Here is a 17,414-nt window from a genome sequence, read left to right on the forward strand (position 1 = left end):
TGGGGGAGGGGGTTCGACGGTGGACGGCACCGCGCACGGCGACATGAACGACCAGGACCTCCTCGCCCGCCATGTCGCCGGCGACAAGGACGCCTTCGGTGAGCTTGTCCGGCGCCACCGTGACCGCCTGTGGGCCGTGGCGCTGCGCACCCTGGGGGACCGCGAGGAAGCCGCCGACGCGGTGCAGGACGCCCTCGTCTCCGCCTACCGCGCGGCGCACACCTTCCGTGGGCAGTCCGCCGTGACGACGTGGCTGCACCGGATCACCGTGAACGCCTGCCTCGACCGCGCCCGCAAGGCGGCATCCCGCAAGACCTCGCCCATCGACGACGCCGAGCGCCTCGAACAGCTCTTGGAGCCCGAGGAATCAGCGGCCGCCCCCGTCGAGCGGGACGATCTGCACCGGGAGCTCCTGGAAGCCCTGGGCACGCTCCCGCGGGACCAGCGCGCCGCTCTCGTCCTGGTCGACATGGAGGGTTATCCGGTCGCCGAGGCCGCCCGCGTCCTGGACGTGCCCGCCGGCACGGTCAAGAGCCGCTGCGCCCGCGGAAGAGCCAAGCTGCTGCCGCTGCTCACTCACCTGCGCACGGAGACGCGTCCGCGGACCGGTGACAGCGGCGAGGACGGCGAAGACGCGAAGCCGGGCGCGGGAAGGAACCGGACGCAGGGGACATCCGTCCCACCGGCAGCAGGGCCACAGGACACAGGGCCACGGGATGCGGGACCAAGCGATTCAGCCGCGGTGAAGGGCGGAGGTGGGCGAGCGTGACAGCCACGACCGACTCGGACGGGCACCCGGAGATCACCGAGATCTCCGACCTGACCGAGGGGCTGCTCCCCCCGTCACGCACCAGCGAGGTGCGGCGACATCTGGACGGCTGTGAGCTGTGTGCCGACGTCTACGCCTCCCTGGAGGAGATCCGCGGCATGCTCGGCACCCTGCCCGGTCCGCCGCGCATGCCCGCCGATGTCGCGGGCCGCATCGACGCCGCCCTGGCGGCCGAGGCCCTGCTGAACGCCACCGCTCCGGACGGTCCGCCTTCGACGGACGTGCCCCCCGAGTCTGAGCCCCAGACCGAGACCGAGACCGAGTCCGAACCTGCACTGGCCGCTCCTACGACGTCCGTCTCGGCGCGTGTTTCACGTGAAACATCGCCCGCCCCGGTCTCCGGCACAGCCGCCGACCGCCCCGCCGACCGCCCCGCCGGGCGCCCGCGTGCGGCCACCGGCCCGGGGCGCGGTGCCCGTCCGCGGCGCACCCGCCGCCGTACGGCTGTGCTCGGCGCCGTCTTCACCGCGGCCGCCATCGGCCTCGGCTCTCTGCTGATGCAGACCTGGGGCGGTGACTCGGACGGCGCCTCCGTCGGCCACCGGGACACCGCCGACTCGTTCTCCGAGGGAAAGCTCAAGGGACGGGTCGCCGATCTGCTCGCCAAGAGCCCCGTCAAGGAACCGCGCGGCGGAAAGTCGGAAGGGGCCAAGGAGTCGGACGGGTCCAAGCCGTCCTTCGACACCCGCTCCACCCCGGAGTCCCCCACGGGCAACTCCCCGCTGCGTGGGGAGGCGGTCCAGGTGCCCGAGTGCATCCAGCGCGGCATCGGCTCCAGGACTCCGCTCGCCGCCGAACAGGGCTCGTACGAGGGCAAGCGCGCCTACCTCGTCGTGGTGCCGCACGATTCCGACGCCGGTCAGGTCTCCGCTTACATCGTCGACGCGACGTGTGTGGGCAAGTCCTCACCGAGCGCGGGCAAGGTTCTGCTGACGCATTCCTACCCTCAGGGCTGACACGCTTCCGTACGCGCGGGCCCGTCGGGGAATGCACGCCCCGTAGGATCCGTTGGGTGGGGTGAGTAGTCCTGAGACAGGCACCCACCAGCAGTACGCAGCAGTCCCCAGAGACGAGGAATCAAGCCGTGACCGACGTCCGTAACGTGATCATCATCGGCTCCGGGCCCGCCGGCTACACGGCGGCGCTCTACACCGCGCGCGCGTCGCTGAAGCCGCTGGTGTTCGAGGGCGCCGTCACCGCAGGCGGTGCGCTGATGAACACCACCGAGGTGGAGAACTTCCCCGGCTTCCAGGACGGCGTCATGGGCCCCGAGCTCATGGACAACATGCGCGCCCAGGCCGAGCGCTTCGGCGCCGAGCTCGTGCCCGACGACGTGGTCGCCGTCGACCTCAGTGGTGAGATCAAGACCGTGACGGACACCGCGGGCACCGTGCACCGCGCGAAGGCCGTCATCGTGACGACCGGCTCCCAGCACCGCAAGCTCGGCCTGCCGAACGAGGACGCCCTCTCCGGACGCGGCGTCTCCTGGTGCGCCACCTGCGACGGCTTCTTCTTCAAGGACCAGGACATCGCCGTGATCGGCGGCGGCGACACCGCGATGGAGGAGGCCACCTTCCTGTCGCGCTTCGCCAAGTCCGTGACGATCGTGCACCGCCGCGACAGCCTGCGCGCCTCCAAGGCGATGCAGGAGCGCGCCTTCGCCGACCCGAAGATCAAGTTCGTCTGGGACAGCGAGGTCGCCGAGATCAAGGGCGAGCAGAAGCTCTCCGGCCTGACGCTGCGGAACCTCAAGACGGGTGAGACGTCCGAGCTGCCGGTGACCGGCCTGTTCATCGCGATCGGTCACGACCCGCGCACGGAGCTGTTCAAGGGTCAGCTCGAGCTGGACGACGAGGGCTACCTGAAGGTCGAGGCGCCCTCGACCCGCACGAACCTGACCGGTGTCTTCGGCGCCGGGGACGTCGTCGACCACACGTACCGCCAGGCGATCACGGCGGCCGGCACCGGCTGCTCCGCCGCCCTCGACGCCGAGCGTTTCCTCGCCGCCCTCGCCGACAGCGAGTCCGCGACGGCTGCCACCGTCTGACCCCCCATCTTCCCCACCGCACCAAGTTAAGGAGACTGCCGTGGCCGGCACCCTCAAGAACGTGACCGACGCCTCCTTCGAGGAGGACGTCCTCAAGAGCGACAAGCCCGTACTGGTGGACTTCTGGGCCGCCTGGTGCGGTCCGTGCCGCCAGATCGCCCCGTCGCTCGAGGCGATCGCCGCCGAGCACGGCGACAAGATCGAGATCGTCAAGCTCAACATCGACGAGAACCCGAACACGGCCGCGAAGTACGGCGTCATGTCGATCCCCACCCTGAACGTGTACCAGGGCGGCGAGGTGGCCAAGACGATCGTCGGTGCCAAGCCGAAGGCCGCGATCGAGCGTGACCTGGCGGACTTCATCGCCGAGTAGTCAGCGACGCCGTTTCACGCGAGGCACGATGTTTCACGTGAAACACGAATGGACCAGTCCCTCCTGGGGGCTGGTCCATTCTTCTGTCCGGCGTCAGAGCGGTCGGAGCACGGGCTCCTTCTGCACCGCTCCCAGCAGGCGGTCGAGCGCCAACTCGACATCTTCCTTCCAGGAGAGCGTCGTCCGCAGCTCCAGCCTCAGCCGCGGGTAGGTGGGGTGCGGGCGGACCGTCTTGAAGCCCACCGCCAGAAGGTGATCCGCGGGCAGGAGACACGCCGGCTTCTCCCATCGCGCGTCCCCGAAGGCCTCGATCGCCTTGAATCCTCGGCGCAGCAGATCCTTGGCGACCGTCTGGACGATCACCCTGCCGAGCCCCTGGCCCTGGTAGTCGGGCATGATCCACGCCGTCATGAGCTGAACGGCGTCCGGGGAGACCGGGCTCGTGGGGAACGCGGTGGAGCGCGGAACATAGGCGGGGGGTGCGTAGAGCACGAAGCCCACCGGCACATCGTCGACGTACACGACCCGGCCGCAGGATCCCCACTCCAGCAGGACCGCGGAGATCCACGCCTCCTTCTCCAGCTCCGGGGTCCCCGCCTTTACCGCGGCTTGGCCGCTGACCGGGTCCAGCTCCCAGAAGACGCACGAGTGGCAGCGTTCGGGGAGGTCCGGGAGGTTGTCCAGCGTGAGCGGTACGAGCCGACGCCCCATGAAGGCGGTTCCTCACTTTCCTCGCCCGCCGCGCTGCGGGCGGCTGTCAGAGCACTGCGTTCCCGGAGCAGGCTGCCGACGAACCCGCCGACCGCTCCCAGCCCCAGGCCCGCGGTCATCAGTCCGGTGCGGCTCATCGATCGCATGGCCCCCGCCTCCCCAATGAGGTGCCGTCAGGTGGATGCGCCATACCCAGACGCATCGTATCCACGAAGTGATTCCATCGATACCGTAGGAAAGCAAAGAGCGGGCCGTGTTCCGGTACAGACCGGACACGGCCCGCTCTCGCGGGGTCAGCCCTGGTGGTTCAGGCCTTGTCGTCCTCAGAGGTGTCTTCCAGGTCGTCCTCGGCCTGCCCGTTCCGAAGGACTGGACCCTCGCCCGGAGCCAGCGTGCTCAGGATGCGCTCCAGGTCCTCCAGAGAGGCGAAGTCGACGACGATCTTGCCCTTCTTCTGGCCCAAATCCACCCGCACCCGGGTTTCGAACCGGTCGGAGAGCCGGGTGGCGAGACTGCTCAGCGCCGGAGAGAGCCGGGCGCCCGCACGCGGTCCCTTGGCCTTCGGAGTGCTCTGGGGCCGCGACCCCATGAGGGTCACGATCTCCTCGACGGCACGCACCGAAAGACCCTCGGCCACGATCCGGTGAGCCAGCCGGTCCTGCTCCTCCGAGTCCTCGACGGAGAGCAACGCCCGGGCGTGACCCGCGGAGAGAACCCCGGCGGCCACCCTGCGCTGCACGGCCGGCGAGAGCTTCAGCAGGCGCAGCGTGTTCGAGACCTGCGGGCGGGACCGGCCGATGCGGTCCGCCAGCTGGTCGTGCGTGCAGTTGAAGTCCTTGAGCAACTGGTCGTAGGCGGCGGCCTCTTCCAGCGGGTTCAGCTGGGCGCGGTGCAGGTTCTCGAGCAGCGCGTCCAGCAGGAGCTTGTCGTCGTCCGTGGCCCGCACGATCGCCGGGATGCGCTCCAGGCCCGCCTCACGGCAGGCCCGCCAGCGCCGCTCGCCCATGATGAGTTCGTAGCGCGCGGGACCCATCTGCCGTACGACGACCGGCTGGAGAAGCCCGACCTCCTTGATGGAGGTGACCAGCTCCGCGAGGGCGTCCTCGTCGAAGACCTCACGCGGCTGCCGCGGGTTGGGCGAGATGAAGTCGAGCGGCAGCTCGGCGAAGTGCGCGCCGGCCACCGGCGCGTTCTCCGGTGCCTCCACCGACTGCTGGACCGGCTCCGCCGTTTCATGTGAAACAGGGCTCTGCGGAAGTGCCGTCACCTTCGCGGCGGCCACCCCCCGCTCGGCGGTGAGTACGGGCACAGCCGTGGGAGAGGTCGAGGCTCCCGCCGCGCGCTGCGGCACCTGCTTCTCTGTCGGGGCCGCAGGGATCAAGGCGCCGAGGCCCCGCCCCAGTCCTCTCCGTCGCTCGCTCACTGCATCCCCTCCGTCATGCTGTGCTGGTCGTTCTGAGCGCCCGTGTGGGCGTGTTGGACGTCGTAGCGCACTCCGACTCCGCGCAGCGCGATCTCGCGTGCCGCTTCGAAGTAGGAGAGGGCGCCACTTGAGCCCGGGTCGTAGGTGAGCACCGTCTGGCCGTAGCTCGGTGCCTCCGAGATGCGGACCGAGCGCGGGATGCTGGTCCTCAGGACCTCGCTCCCGAAGTGGCTGCGCACCTCGTCCGCCACCTGGGAGGCGAGGCGGGTCCTGCCGTCGTACATGGTGAGCAGGATCGTCGAGACGTGCAGGTTCGGGTTGAGGTGGCCCCGTACGAGGTCGACGTTGCGCAGAAGCTGGCCGAGTCCTTCCAGTGCGTAGTACTCGCACTGGATGGGGATCAGCACCTCCGCACCGGCCACCAGGGCGTTGACCGTCAGCAGTCCCAGGGACGGCGGGCAGTCGATGAGGATGTAGTCCAGCGGCTGCTCGTAGGCCTGGATGGCCCGCTGCAGCCTGCTCTCCCGTGCCACCAGCGACACCAGCTCGATCTCCGCACCGGCGAGATCGATCGTGGCCGGGGCACAGAAGAGACCCTCGACATCCGTCACCGGCTGGACGACATCGGAGAGCGGCTTGCTCTCGACCAGGACGTCATAGATCGACGGCACTTCGGCGTGGTGGTCGATGCCGAGAGCGGTGGAGGCGTTGCCCTGCGGGTCGAGGTCGATCACCAGGACGCGTGCGCCGTGCAGAGCGAGCGAGGCGGCGAGATTGACGGTCGTCGTCGTCTTGCCCACCCCGCCCTTCTGGTTGGCGACCACCATGACTCGGGTCTGCTCGGGGCGTGGCAGGCCTTCGCCCGCGCGGCCAAGTGCTTCCACCGCCAGTTGGGCAGCACGACCGATGGGTGTGTCGTCCATCGGGGTCGGTGTTTCACGTGAAACATCCTCCCCCGCCGACTCGGTACGGGGACCGGGGACCGGATCGGTCATCGGTCCCGCGATGTTGGCGTCGGACCGCAAGGATTCACTCTCCTCGACATCAGGCTCGCAATGAACAGAGCCTCCCATGCTTTGAGGGGCATGAACCAGCGAGGCCCGGTCTTCTGTGGACGAATCCCCCTCTGTGGACAACTCCGTGCCCTTATCGAGGGAACCGAGGGGCCGACGGTCGCGAGGTTCCGCAGCGCGGCCGCGATTGATGATGCCATGCAGCAGTGAGCGACGTTTCACGTGAAACACGATGCACGGCAGCCGGGGTGCCGCTGGCGCGACACCCCGGTATGCGTACGTTTGGCAGGTTTTGCGGAGTACAGCCCGCACGCCGCCAAAGCAGACAGACAGCCAGGCAGGCAGTCAGTCAGTCGGGCAAGCAGTCAGGCAGCCGGAACTTCCGTCAGCCGCGGCGGCGCCGCGTACGGCCCGTGCGCGCGGCCTTGGCCCGCTTCGCGGCGAAGCGCACACCGCCCGGGCTCTCCCCGACCTCGACACGCACGACGGTGGAGAGCGGATCCACCACACCCTCACCGACATGCAGGACCGAGGTGCCCACCGCACCGAGCTTGCTCAGCGCGGAGCCAGCGGCCTTGACCTCTTCCTCGGCGGTGTCGCCCTTGAGGAGAAGCATCTCCCCGTAAGGACGCAGCAGCGGAACGCCCCAGGCCGCAAGGCGGTCCAGCGGCGCCACGGCCCGTGCGGTCACCACATGGACCGGGGGCAGCTTCCCGAGGACTTCCTCGGCGCGGCCCCGCACGACCGTCACATGGTCGAGGCCGAGCAGCTCGACCACCTCGGTGAGGAAGTTCGTACGCCGCAGCAGGGGCTCAAGGAGCGTGATCTTCAGATCCGGGCGGACCAGGGCCAGCGGGATACCGGGCAGGCCGGCACCGGAGCCGACATCGCACACCGTGACGCCCTCGGGCACGACCTCGGACAGCACCGCGCAGTTCAGCAGGTGCCGCTCCCAGAGCCGGGGAACCTCCCGGGGGCCGATCAGGCCTCGCCGCACTCCCGCATCGGCGAGCAGCTCCGCGTACCGGACCGCGTCCGTGAAGCGATCGCCGAATACCGTCCGGGCCTCTTCAGGCGCCGGGGGGAGCTCCGCATCCTCCGTCACGGGGACCGTCCTTCCGTACCGCACTGGGGTGGCTGACTATCAGGCTGACAAAGACCGGCCCCGCCTGCGAACAGACGGGGCCGGACACACGCGGTACCGCTCAGGCGGGGAGCACGACGACGAAGCGCTGCGGCTCCTCGCCCTCGGACTCACTGCGCAGACCGGCGGCCTTGACCGCATCATGCACGACCTTGCGCTCGAACGGCGTCATCGGCTGGAGCTTGGCCGGCTCACCGGAGCTCCTGACCTCGGCCGCGGCCTTGGCGCCGATCTCCGAGAGCTCCTCGCGCTTCTTGGCGCGGTAGCCCGCGATGTCCAGCATCAGGCGGCTGCGGTCACCGGTCTCGCGGTGCACGGCGAGACGCGTCAGCTCCTGGAGCGCCTCCAGGACCTCGCCGTCCCGGCCGACCAGCTTCTGCAGGTCCCGGCTGGCGGTGTCGCTGATGATCGAGACAGCGGCCCGGTCGGCCTCGACGTCCATGTCGATGTCGCCGTCGAGGTCGGCGATGTCCAGCAGACCCTCGAGGTAGTCCGCCGCGATCTCGCCCTCCTGCTCGAGGCGGGTGAGAGTGTCGCCGGCCTCAACTGCGGCGGAGGTGGTGCCTTCCGTCACGGGATGGACTCCTTCTACTTCTTGGAGGACGGGTGCTTGGGCCGCTGCTGGCCCTTGCGCTGCTGTCCCGACTTGGCTTTGCTGCGCGTTCCGGAGCCGGGCTTGTTGCCCGTGGTGTTGCCGCCCGCCGGCTTGGCCTTGGGGGTGGCGTCCTCAGGCTGGTCCTGAGCCTTCTCCAGCGACGTCTTGGGTTCCTCTTCGCCCTCCGCCTTGGCGGCGGCCTGCGCGATGGCGGACTGGCGCTTGGCCTTGCTCTGCCGCTTGGGCTGCTGGCGCCGCGGGGCACCGGAGGCCGTGGCCCCGTCCTCGGTCGCCGTGGCGACGACGGTCTCGCTCTCCACCACGGTGCCGTCGGCCTGGGCCGCGAGGCCCGCCTTGGTGAGGCCGTTGATGAACTTGCGCTCGAACTCGTTGCGGTCCCGGCCCTTGGCGACGATCGCCTTGATGACGTTCACGTTGCCGCGCCCGCGCACGTTCTTGTGGTGCGTGACCTGCTTCTGCAGGCGCTCCAGGAAGGCGGCCTGCGCCTTGGAGCCCGGCGTCGGGTTCCTGCGGATCACGAACATCTGCTGGCCCATGGTCCACACGTTGGTGGTCAGCCAGTAGACGAGGACACCGACGGGGAAGTTGATGCCGAACACGGCGAACATGATCGGGAAGACGTACATCAGCATCTTCTGCTGCTGCATGAACGGCGTCTTGACCGTCGTGTCCACGTTCTTCGTCATCAGCTGGCGCTGCGTGAAGAACTGCGACGCCGACATCAGGATGATCATGACCGCCGTGATGACACGGACGTCCGTGAGGGAGGCGCCGAGCGAGGCGACCTTGTCCGCGCCGTCCGTGAACTTCGCGGCCAGCGGGGCGCCGAAGATGTGCGCCTTACGCGCGCTCTCCAGGAGGGGGCCGTCGATGACCCCGATTTCCTTGCCCGTCGCGATGCTGTTCAGCACGTGGTACAGGGCGAAGAAGAACGGCGACTGCGCCAGGATGGGAAGGCACGAGGAGAGCGGGTTGGTACCCGACTCCTTGTACAGCTTCATCATCTCTTCGGACTGGCGCTGCTTGTCGCTCTTGTAGCGCTCCTGGATCTTCTTCATCTCGGGCTGCAGCGTCTGCATGGCCCGAGTGGCCTTGATCTGCTTCACGAAGAGCGGGATCAGGCAGATACGGATCAGGATCACCAGGGACACGATGGACAGGCCCCAGGCCCAGCCCGTGTCGGCGCCGAAGATCTTCCCGTACACCGAGTGGAACTGGACGATGACCCACGAAACTGGTGTGGTGATAAAGCTGAAGAGACTGGCAATCGTGTCCACTAATCAGGCTCCTTGAGCATGGGACGGGGTCTCGGTCTCGGCAGCCGTGCTCGGGGGAAGAGCCCCGGTCGGCGCGCCTGCGGCGGAGGGCCCGCCCTTGCGTTCGCGCCAGGCGGCGCGCAGCATCTCGTGCCACCGCGGACGCTTGCGCGGCGGAACATGGTCGACACCACCGAGCGACCACGGGTTGCACCGCAGGATGCGCCAGGCGGTGAGCGCCGTTCCCTTGATCGCACCGTGCCGGTCGATGGCCAGGTAGCCGTAGCGGGAACACGATGGGTAGTACTTGCACACCGGGCCCAGAAGCGGACTGATCGTCCACTGGTACAGCTTGATCAGGGCCAACAGCGGGTACTTCATCGCGCGCCCCCTCCCAGCAACCGCTGCAAGGCGGCATCCAGGTCTCGGGCCAGCTGTGCATGGTCGGCGTCACCCGCTCCGGGCAGCGCTCGTACGACTACCAGGCTACCGGGGGGCACCGCGGCCAGCCGGTCGCGCATGAGGTGGCGAAGCCTGCGCTTCACCGTGTTGCGTACGACTGCTCCACCCACGGCCTTGCTGACAACGAAACCCGCACGTGTCGGGGGAAGGCTCTCCCCAGGCACGTGCGGGTCCGTTGCACCGCTACGTAGATGGACGACGAGAAGCGGGCGTCCAGCCCGGCGTCCCCGGCGTACCGCGGTCGCGAAGTCTTCGCGCCGCCTCAGCCGATGCTCGGTAGGCAGCACGACGTCATGACCTGACTGAGATCAGGCGGACAGGCTGGCGCGACCCTTGCCACGACGGTTGGCGAGGATGGCGCGGCCGGCGCGGGTGCGCATCCGCAGGCGGAAGCCGTGGGTCTTGGCACGACGGCGGTTGTTCGGCTGGAAGGTGCGCTTGCTCACTCGGGGGCTCCAGAAATGATCGTGTGGTGGCGGGACATCGCCTGGCTGTCACCGTGCGCCCACGAGAAGCTCGCGAATACGCACCGAGTGCACCGCTTCACAATCACAGATCGTGATCTTTGCCCATCGGAGGCAGGCGGCAGCAGCCATCGACAACTCGACCTGGTCACGGTACGCGGGGCTACGCCATCCGGTCAAACCGACCGCTGGAGCGAGACACTGTGCACAGCCTGTGGACAACAACTTGAACCGCAGCCGTCGCCCTGACTACCTTGGCTGAACTCCGATTCGTTCCCTTCCCCCTCCCCATCCCGATTTCCGTCCCAAGAACCACACCTTCGTGGGACCCCGTGAGAGAGCGTGCCCTGTGGCTGATGTACCTGCCGATCTTGCCGCAGTGTGGCCACGAGTTCTGGAACATCTGCTGGGTGAGGGGCGAGGTCAGGGCGTCGAGGCGAAGGACGAGCGGTGGCTCAGGAGCTGCCAGCCCCTGGCGCTGGTCGCCGACACCGCGCTGCTCGCCGTCCCGAACGAATTCGCCAAGGGCGTACTGGAGGGCCGCCTCGCGCCCGTGGTCAGCGAGACCCTGAGCCGCGAGTGCGGCCGCCCGATCCGCATCGCCATCACGGTGGACGACTCCGTGGGCGACCCCGCGGGCCTGCTCGCGCCGCCGGTCCAGCACCAGCAGGGCCAGCAGCAGTCGCACCAGCAGCGCTACGAAGAGCCCGAGCTGCCCTCCGGCTCCGGTCAGGGACGCGACTCGTACGACGGCTACGGGCGCCGCCCCTCGGACGAGCACCAGTCGGGCTCCCGGTCCGACCAGATGCCCAGCGCGCGCCCCGCCTACCCGGACTACCAGCGCCCCGGCCCCGGCGCGTGGCCCCAGCCGCAGGACGACTACGGCTGGCAGCAGCAGCGGCTCGGCTTCCCCGACCGCGATCCGTACGCGAACCCGGTCCAGCAGCCGCAGCACGACTACCGCTCGCAGCCGCCGCAGGACCGCTCGTCGTACGAGCAGCAGCGCTCCGACCAGCAGGACCGGCGTGAGCGCCACGACATGCCCGACTCGTCCGGTGATCACCGTGACCACCGCGATCACCGTGACCCGCGTGACCACCGCGATCCTCGCGACCACCGGGGCAACGCCGGGCACGGCGGCCACGGCGTGCACCGGGGCGGCCCGGTGGGCCCCACCTCGTCGAGCGGCGCCCCCGGCCCGCTGGCCGCGCAGCCGGCGCCCGCGACGGGCCCCGGCGAGCCGACCGCACGGCTCAATCCCAAGTACCTCTTCGACACCTTCGTCATCGGCGCGTCCAACCGCTTCGCGCACGCGGCCGCGGTCGCTGTCGCCGAGGCGCCCGCGAAGGCCTACAACCCCCTCTTCATCTATGGGGAGTCCGGCCTCGGCAAGACGCACCTGCTGCACGCGATCGGGCACTACGCCCGCAGCCTGTACCCCGGCACGCGCGTGCGGTACGTCAGCTCCGAGGAGTTCACCAACGAGTTCATCAACTCCATCCGCGACGGCAAGGGCGACAGCTTCCGCAAGCGCTACCGCGAGATGGACATCCTGCTCGTCGACGACATCCAGTTCCTCGCGGACAAGGAGTCGACGCAGGAGGAGTTTTTCCACACCTTCAATACGCTCCACAACGCGAACAAGCAGATCGTGCTCTCCAGTGACCGGCCGCCCAAGCAGCTGGTCACCCTGGAGGACCGGCTGCGCAACCGCTTCGAGTGGGGGCTGATCACCGACGTCCAGCCGCCCGAGCTGGAGACGCGTATCGCCATCCTCCGTAAGAAGGCGGTGCAGGAGCAGCTCAACGCCCCTCCGGAGGTGCTCGAGTTCATCGCGTCGCGGATCTCGCGGAACATCCGTGAGCTGGAGGGCGCGCTGATCCGGGTCACGGCGTTCGCGTCGCTGAATCGCCAGCCCGTGGACCTGGGGCTCACCGAGATCGTCCTCAAGGACCTCATCCCGGGCGGTGAGGACGCGGCTCCGGAGATCACGGCGACGGCCATCATGGCCGCGACAGCCGACTACTTCGGGCTGACGGTGGACGACCTGTGCGGATCCTCGCGCAGCCGCGTCCTGGTGACGGCGCGCCAGATCGCCATGTATCTGTGCCGCGAGCTGACCGATCTCTCCCTGCCGAAGATCGGGGCGCAGTTCGGCGGCCGCGACCACACGACCGTCATGCACGCGGACCGCAAGATCCGCGCGCTGATGGCCGAGCGGCGCTCCATCTACAACCAGGTCACCGAGCTGACCAACCGCATCAAGAACGGCTGACAGCCGCCGCGACACGCCGCTGAGGGCGCCCCGGGACCACTCCCGGGGCGCCCTTTTCCGTCGCCCACGCACGCGTGGAGCCCGTTCCGACCGCACAGGAGCCTCGTACGACCGGCTCCCGCTGTTCGATTTCCCCTGTTCAGACGGGGGTTCTCCACAGATGTTCGAACTTTTTCGCGTCCACACCCTGGGGACTGGAAAGTTGTCCAGACGCTGTCCACAGGGGACGCTGCTGAGAGATCATCAGGCCAGGTCAGGTGGTTGTGGATTCGTGGACGAAGACTGTCCACAGGGTGTGGATGAAAATCTCGTCCACAGGGTGTGCGCGGCGTTGTCCACCGGCGGCCCACAGGCTCAGGCCTGTTGTCCCCAGCTTTCCCCAGCTTCTCCACACGGCTGTCCACTGTTCGGCAACGTGACGCGCCCTCTCACCGGGTCGAGTGAAAGGCGTCACACCAAGGTGGTCGGTTGCCCTGTGGGGAAGCTGGGTAAAGCTGGGGACAGCGCTGGGGAGAAGTGGCCCTTGCCTGTGCACCGGTTGTGCAGAACTTTTCGCCGTCCACAGAAACGCCGGGTTGTCCACCGGCTCCGCCCACAGGGTCAGTGGATAAAAAACCGGTGCTGACCAGCGCATTCACGGTTATCCACGGTTTCCACAGGCCCTACTACTACTCCCAACTAGAGAGTCCAGGGAAATCGTTTGGAAGTGGGTCCTGTGCACAACTCGCGCTCCGGGCCTCCGACGCCGCTCGCCACGACTTGACCCCGACGGGCACCGACTGTCAGTGCCGTGCGTCAGACTGGACCCCGGTGTCCTTCCCACGGCATGGCTGAGAGACACCGAGTCAGACGACGAGGGCCACAGGCCCAGCGGGCGAGAGCAGCCAGCAACAGCAGGAGGGCGGCTTACGGTGAAGATCCGGGTTGAACGCGACGTACTCGCGGAGGCGGTGGCCTGGGCGGCGCGCAGCCTCCCGGCCCGGCCGCCTGCGCCCGTCCTCGCAGGCCTCCTGCTGAAGGCCGAGGAAGGCGCGCTGAGCCTGTCGAGCTTCGACTACGAGGTCTCGGCACGCGTCTCGGTCGACGCCGAGGTGGACGAGGAAGGCACGGTCCTCGTCTCCGGCCGGCTGCTCGCGGACATCTGCCGCGCGCTCCCCAACCGCCCGGTGGAGATCTCCACAGACGGTGTACGGGCGACGGTGGTCTGCGGCTCCTCGCGATTCACACTCCACACGCTTCCTGTGGAGGAGTACCCCGCGCTGCCGCAGATGCCGACCGCCACGGGCACCGTCCCCGGTGAGGTCTTCGCCTCCGCCGCCGCCCAGGTCGCCATCGCCGCGGGCCGTGACGACACGCTGCCCGTGCTGACCGGTGTGCGCATCGAGATCGAGGGCGACACGGTCACCCTGGCCTCCACCGACCGCTACCGCTTCGCGGTCCGCGAGTTCCTGTGGAAGCCGGAGAACCCCGAGGCGTCCGCGGTCGCCCTGGTGCCCGCCAAGACGCTCCTGGACACCGCCAAGGCCCTCACGAGCGGCGACACGGTCACCCTGGCGCTGTCCGGCTCGGGAGCGGGCGAGGGGCTGATCGGTTTCGAGGGCGCCGGACGCCGTACGACGACGCGTCTGCTCGAAGGCGACCTGCCGAAGTACCGCACGCTGTTCCCGACCGAGTTCAACTCGGTGGCCGTGATCGAGACCGCCCCCTTCGTGGAGGCCGTCAAGCGTGTGGCCCTGGTCGCCGAGCGGAACACCCCGGTGCGCCTCAGCTTCGAGCAGGGCGTGCTCATCCTGGAGGCCGGTTCCAGCGACGACGCACAGGCTGTGGAAAGGGTCGACGCCCAGCTCGACGGCGACGACATCTCCATCGCGTTCAACCCGACGTTCCTGCTCGACGGTCTGAGCGCGATCGACTCCCCGGTCGCCCAGCTGTCGTTCACGACCTCCACCAAGCCCGCGCTGCTGAGCGGCAGGCCGGCCGTGGACGCCGAGGCGGACGACGCCTACAAGTACCTGATCATGCCGGTACGTCTGAGCGGCTGAGCCCACAGGTGTGTGCGTGCGTCCGGGCGTAGGCTCGGACGCAGGTACGAAAGTGCCGTAACGCCACGTCGCTAGTGAAGGAACCTCTGATGGAGCTCGGTCTCGTCGGCCTCGGCAAGATGGGCGGCAACATGCGCGAGCGCATCCGCCGCGCAGGTCACACCGTCATCGGATACGACCGCAACCCGGACCTCGCCGATGTCCACAGCCTGGAAGAGCTTGTGGGCAAGCTCAAGGGTCCGCGGGTGGTGTGGGTGATGGTCCCGGCCGGAGCCGCGACCCAGTCGACCATCGACGAGCTGTCCGAGCTGCTCGAGCCCGGAGACGTCGTCGTGGACGGCGGCAACTCCCGCTGGACGGACGACGAGAAGCACGCCGAGGAGCTGAAGGCCAAGGGCATCGGCTTCGTCGACTGCGGTGTCTCCGGCGGCGTCTGGGGCCTGGAGAACGGCTACGCGCTGATGTACGGCGGCGACAAGGAGCACGTCGCCAAGGTCCAGCCGGTCTTCGACGCGCTGAAGCCCGAGGGCGACTTCGGCTCGGTGCACGCGGGCAAGGTCGGCGCGGGGCACTTCGCGAAGATGGTCCACAACGGCATCGAGTACGCGATGATGCAGGCCTACGCCGAGGGCTGGGAGCTGCTGGAGAAGGTCGACTCGGTCACGGACGTCCGTGAGGTCTTCCGCTCCTGGCAGCAGGGCACGGTCATCCGCTCCTGGCTGCTCGACCTCGCGGTCAACGCCCTGGACGACGACGAGCACCTGGAGGGCCTGCGCGGCTTCGCCCAGGACTCCGGCGAGGGCCGCTGGACCGTCGAGGCGGCCATCGACAACGCGGTGCCGCTCCCGGCGATCACCGCGTCCCTCTTCGCCCGCTTCGCCTCGCGGCAGGACGACTCGCCGCAGATGAAGATGATCGCCGCGCTGCGCAACCAGTTCGGCGGCCACGCGGTAGAGAAGAAGTAATCCACAGCCTGTGCGTCGCGCACGGGCTTGCCGGGGGAGGTCGGCGCACACCATGCACGTCACGCATCTGTCGCTGGCCGACTTCCGGTCGTACGCCCGGGTCGAGGTCCCTCTCGACCCGGGCGTCACCGCGTTCGTGGGGCCCAACGGCCAGGGCAAGACCAACCTCGTCGAGGCCGTCGGCTATCTCGCCACGCTCGGCAGCCACCGGGTCTCCTCGGACGCCCCCCTGGTGCGCATGGGCGCCGAGCGGGCCGTCATCAGGGCCAACGTCCGCCAGGGCGAGCGCCAGCAGCTGATCGAGCTGGAACTCAACCCCGGCAAGTCCAACCGCGCCCGCATCAACCGGTCCTCGCAGGTCAGACCACGGGACGTCCTGGGGATCGTACGCACGGTGCTCTTCGCACCCGAGGACCTCTCGCTGATCAAGGGTGACCCCGGGGAGCGGCGGCGCTTCCTCGACGAGCTGATCACCGCGCGCTCCCCGCGGATGGCGGGCGTCCGGTCCGACTACGACCGCGTCCTGAAGCAGCGCAACACCCTCCTGAAGTCGGCCGCGCTCGCACGGCGCCACGGCGGGCGCTCCATGGACCTGTCCACGCTCGACGTCTGGGACCAGCACCTCGCGCGCGCGGGCGCCGAGCTGCTCGCGCAGCGGCTCGACCTGATCTCGGCGCTCCAGCCACTGGCCGACAAGGCGTACGAACAGCTGGCGCCCGGCGGCGGACCGGTCGCCCTGGAGTACAAGCCGTCCGCGCCCGGCGACGGCCACACGCGCGAGGCGCTGTACGAGCAGCTGACCGCCGCCCTCGAAGAGGCCCGCAAGCAGGAGATCGAGCGGGGCGTCACCCTGGTCGGCCCGCACCGCGACGACCTGCTGCTCAAGCTGGGCCAGCTCCCCGCGAAGGGGTACGCGAGCCACGGCGAGTCCTGGTCGTACGCCCTGGCCCTGCGCCTCGCCTCGTACGACCTGCTCAGGGCCGAGGGCAACGAGCCGGTGCTCGTCCTCGACGACGTCTTCGCGGAGCTGGACGCGCGCCGCAGGGAGCGGCTGGCGGAGCTGGTGGCCCCGGGCGAGCAGGTGCTCGTCACGGCCGCGGTCGACGACGATGTGCCGGGCGTGCTCGCCGGTGCGCGGTACGCGGTGGCGGAGGGCGCGGTGGACCGCGTATGAGCGACGAGAAGCCCGCCAAGGGGGACCCCGAGGGAGCGGCGCAGAAGACGCCCGAGCCCTCCGGCGTCGACCTGGCCCGGGTCGCCCTGCGGGCCGCGAAGGAACAGGCACGCGCGCGTGGGGACGCGGCTCAGCAGAAGAAGCAGGCCCGCCGCGGCGGGCTGCGCTCCGGGGCGCGGGCGGACGGGCGCGATCCGCTGCCGCTCGGCTCGGCGATCAACCGGCTGATCACCGAGCGCGGCTGGGAGACCCCGGCCGCGGTCGGCGGGGTGATGGGCCGCTGGCCGCAGATCGTCGGCGACGACCTGGCCAAGCACTGCGTCCCGCAGAAGTACGACGAGGACGAGCGCGTCCTGACCGTGCAGTGCGACTCGACGGCCTGGGCCACCCAGCTGCGGCTCATGGCCCCCCAGCTGGTGGCACGCCTCAACGAGGACCTGGGCCACGGCACCGTGCGCCTCCTCAAGGTCCTCGGCCCCAACGGCCCCGCACACCGCTTCGGGCCCTTGCGCGCCCCGGGCAGCACCGGCCCCGGCGACACCTACGGCTGAGGGTGCCGCCGACCGTAGCTGGCGGTTGACGTCCCGAAGCGCTGAGTGCCGCTGTGAGCCCTCTGGAGC

18 protein-coding genes are annotated in these 17,414 nt (G+C 69.2%); 9 read left to right on the forward strand and 9 right to left on the reverse strand.

All coding sequences use genetic code 11. From position 1 onward, the window contains the following. The first annotated feature begins 19 nt into the window (after nt 1–19). The 4 genes from sigM to trxA all read left to right on the forward strand — a co-directional run bounded on the left by sigM (nt 20) and on the right by trxA (nt 3,249). Nucleotides 20–769 carry an RNA polymerase sigma factor SigM gene (gene sigM / locus DMA15_RS18655; protein WP_125513941.1) on the forward strand — a complete coding sequence of 250 codons (750 nt, stop codon included), beginning with the start codon at nt 20–22 and terminating at the stop codon, nt 767–769. Next, nucleotides 766–1,785, forward strand: a complete 1,020-nt coding sequence (locus DMA15_RS18660; protein WP_125513942.1) for a hypothetical protein — start codon at nt 766–768, stop codon at nt 1,783–1,785. Before sigM ends, DMA15_RS18660 begins: the two co-directional genes overlap by 4 nt. Nucleotides 1,786–1,913: 128 nt before the next feature. Continuing rightward, nucleotides 1,914–2,876, forward strand: coding sequence for a thioredoxin-disulfide reductase (gene trxB, locus DMA15_RS18665; RefSeq protein WP_125513943.1), 963 nt, complete (start codon nt 1,914–1,916; stop codon nt 2,874–2,876). A 40-nt stretch (nt 2,877–2,916) separates the two neighbouring features. Further along, entirely contained in the window at nt 2,917–3,249 is a 333-nt protein-coding gene (gene trxA / locus DMA15_RS18670; RefSeq protein ID WP_125513944.1) for a thioredoxin, read from the forward strand. A 93-nt stretch (nt 3,250–3,342) separates the two neighbouring features. Here the strand turns inward: trxA and DMA15_RS18675 are convergent, their stop codons facing one another. The 9 genes from DMA15_RS18675 to rpmH all read right to left on the reverse strand — a co-directional run bounded on the left by DMA15_RS18675 (nt 3,343) and on the right by rpmH (nt 10,320). Beyond that, the gene (locus tag DMA15_RS18675) at nt 3,343–3,960 is read right to left on the reverse strand and encodes a GNAT family N-acetyltransferase (protein WP_125513945.1); all 618 of its coding nucleotides are present in this window, start codon (nt 3,958–3,960) and stop codon (nt 3,343–3,345) included. Nucleotides 3,961–4,267: 307 nt separating this feature from the next. Continuing rightward, complete coding sequence (locus DMA15_RS18680) at nt 4,268–5,383, reverse strand: ParB/RepB/Spo0J family partition protein (RefSeq protein WP_125513946.1); 1,116 nt, start codon at nt 5,381–5,383, stop codon at nt 4,268–4,270. Continuing rightward, nucleotides 5,380–6,456, reverse strand: a complete 1,077-nt coding sequence (locus DMA15_RS18685; protein WP_125513947.1) for a ParA family protein — start codon at nt 6,454–6,456, stop codon at nt 5,380–5,382. The genes DMA15_RS18680 and DMA15_RS18685 overlap by 4 nt, the downstream gene beginning before the upstream one ends. Nucleotides 6,457–6,781: 325 nt before the next feature. Beyond that, nucleotides 6,782–7,501 carry a 16S rRNA (guanine(527)-N(7))-methyltransferase RsmG gene (gene rsmG / locus DMA15_RS18690; protein ID WP_125513948.1) on the reverse strand — a complete coding sequence of 240 codons (720 nt, stop codon included), beginning with the start codon at nt 7,499–7,501 and terminating at the stop codon, nt 6,782–6,784. A 100-nt stretch (nt 7,502–7,601) separates the two neighbouring features. Further along, a complete protein-coding gene (locus tag DMA15_RS18695; RefSeq protein ID WP_125513949.1) occupies nt 7,602–8,114 on the reverse strand; it encodes a R3H domain-containing nucleic acid-binding protein in 513 nt (170 codons plus the stop codon). A 14-nt stretch (nt 8,115–8,128) separates the two neighbouring features. After that, a complete protein-coding gene (gene yidC / locus DMA15_RS18700) occupies nt 8,129–9,433 on the reverse strand; it encodes a membrane protein insertase YidC (protein ID WP_125513950.1) in 1,305 nt (434 codons plus the stop codon). 3 nt (nt 9,434–9,436) lie between these two features. Beyond that, the gene (gene yidD / locus DMA15_RS18705) at nt 9,437–9,793 is read right to left on the reverse strand and encodes a membrane protein insertion efficiency factor YidD (protein ID WP_125513951.1); all 357 of its coding nucleotides are present in this window, start codon (nt 9,791–9,793) and stop codon (nt 9,437–9,439) included. Next, a complete protein-coding gene (rnpA, locus tag DMA15_RS18710; protein ID WP_125513952.1) occupies nt 9,790–10,161 on the reverse strand; it encodes a ribonuclease P protein component in 372 nt (123 codons plus the stop codon). The genes yidD and rnpA overlap by 4 nt, the downstream gene beginning before the upstream one ends. A gap of 21 nt (nt 10,162–10,182) precedes the next feature. Beyond that, nucleotides 10,183–10,320: a 50S ribosomal protein L34 gene (rpmH, locus tag DMA15_RS18715; protein WP_006381191.1), complete on the reverse strand. Its 138-nt coding sequence runs from the start codon at nt 10,318–10,320 to the stop codon at nt 10,183–10,185. Between the two features lie 367 nt (nt 10,321–10,687). Between rpmH and dnaA the strand changes: the two genes are divergently transcribed. The 5 genes from dnaA to DMA15_RS18745 all read left to right on the forward strand — a co-directional run bounded on the left by dnaA (nt 10,688) and on the right by DMA15_RS18745 (nt 17,345). Further along, on the forward strand, nt 10,688–12,613 hold the full coding sequence (dnaA, locus tag DMA15_RS18720; protein ID WP_125513953.1) for a chromosomal replication initiator protein DnaA: 1,926 nt from the start codon (nt 10,688–10,690) through the stop codon (nt 12,611–12,613). Nucleotides 12,614–13,524: 911 nt separating this feature from the next. Continuing rightward, on the forward strand, nt 13,525–14,655 hold the full coding sequence (dnaN, locus tag DMA15_RS18730; RefSeq protein WP_125513955.1) for a DNA polymerase III subunit beta: 1,131 nt from the start codon (nt 13,525–13,527) through the stop codon (nt 14,653–14,655). Between the two features lie 89 nt (nt 14,656–14,744). Continuing rightward, nucleotides 14,745–15,620, forward strand: coding sequence for a phosphogluconate dehydrogenase (NAD(+)-dependent, decarboxylating) (gene gnd / locus DMA15_RS18735; RefSeq protein WP_125513956.1), 876 nt, complete (start codon nt 14,745–14,747; stop codon nt 15,618–15,620). Nucleotides 15,621–15,672: 52 nt separating this feature from the next. Further along, the gene (gene recF / locus DMA15_RS18740) at nt 15,673–16,794 is read left to right on the forward strand and encodes a DNA replication/repair protein RecF (protein ID WP_125513957.1); all 1,122 of its coding nucleotides are present in this window, start codon (nt 15,673–15,675) and stop codon (nt 16,792–16,794) included. Beyond that, nucleotides 16,791–17,345: a DciA family protein gene (locus tag DMA15_RS18745; protein ID WP_125513958.1), complete on the forward strand. Its 555-nt coding sequence runs from the start codon at nt 16,791–16,793 to the stop codon at nt 17,343–17,345. Before recF ends, DMA15_RS18745 begins: the two co-directional genes overlap by 4 nt. Nucleotides 17,346–17,414: the final 69 nt, after the last annotated feature.

This window comes from Streptomyces sp. WAC 01529, assembly GCF_003945545.1.
GTDB lineage: Bacteria > Actinomycetota > Actinomycetes > Streptomycetales > Streptomycetaceae > Streptomyces > Streptomyces anatolicus.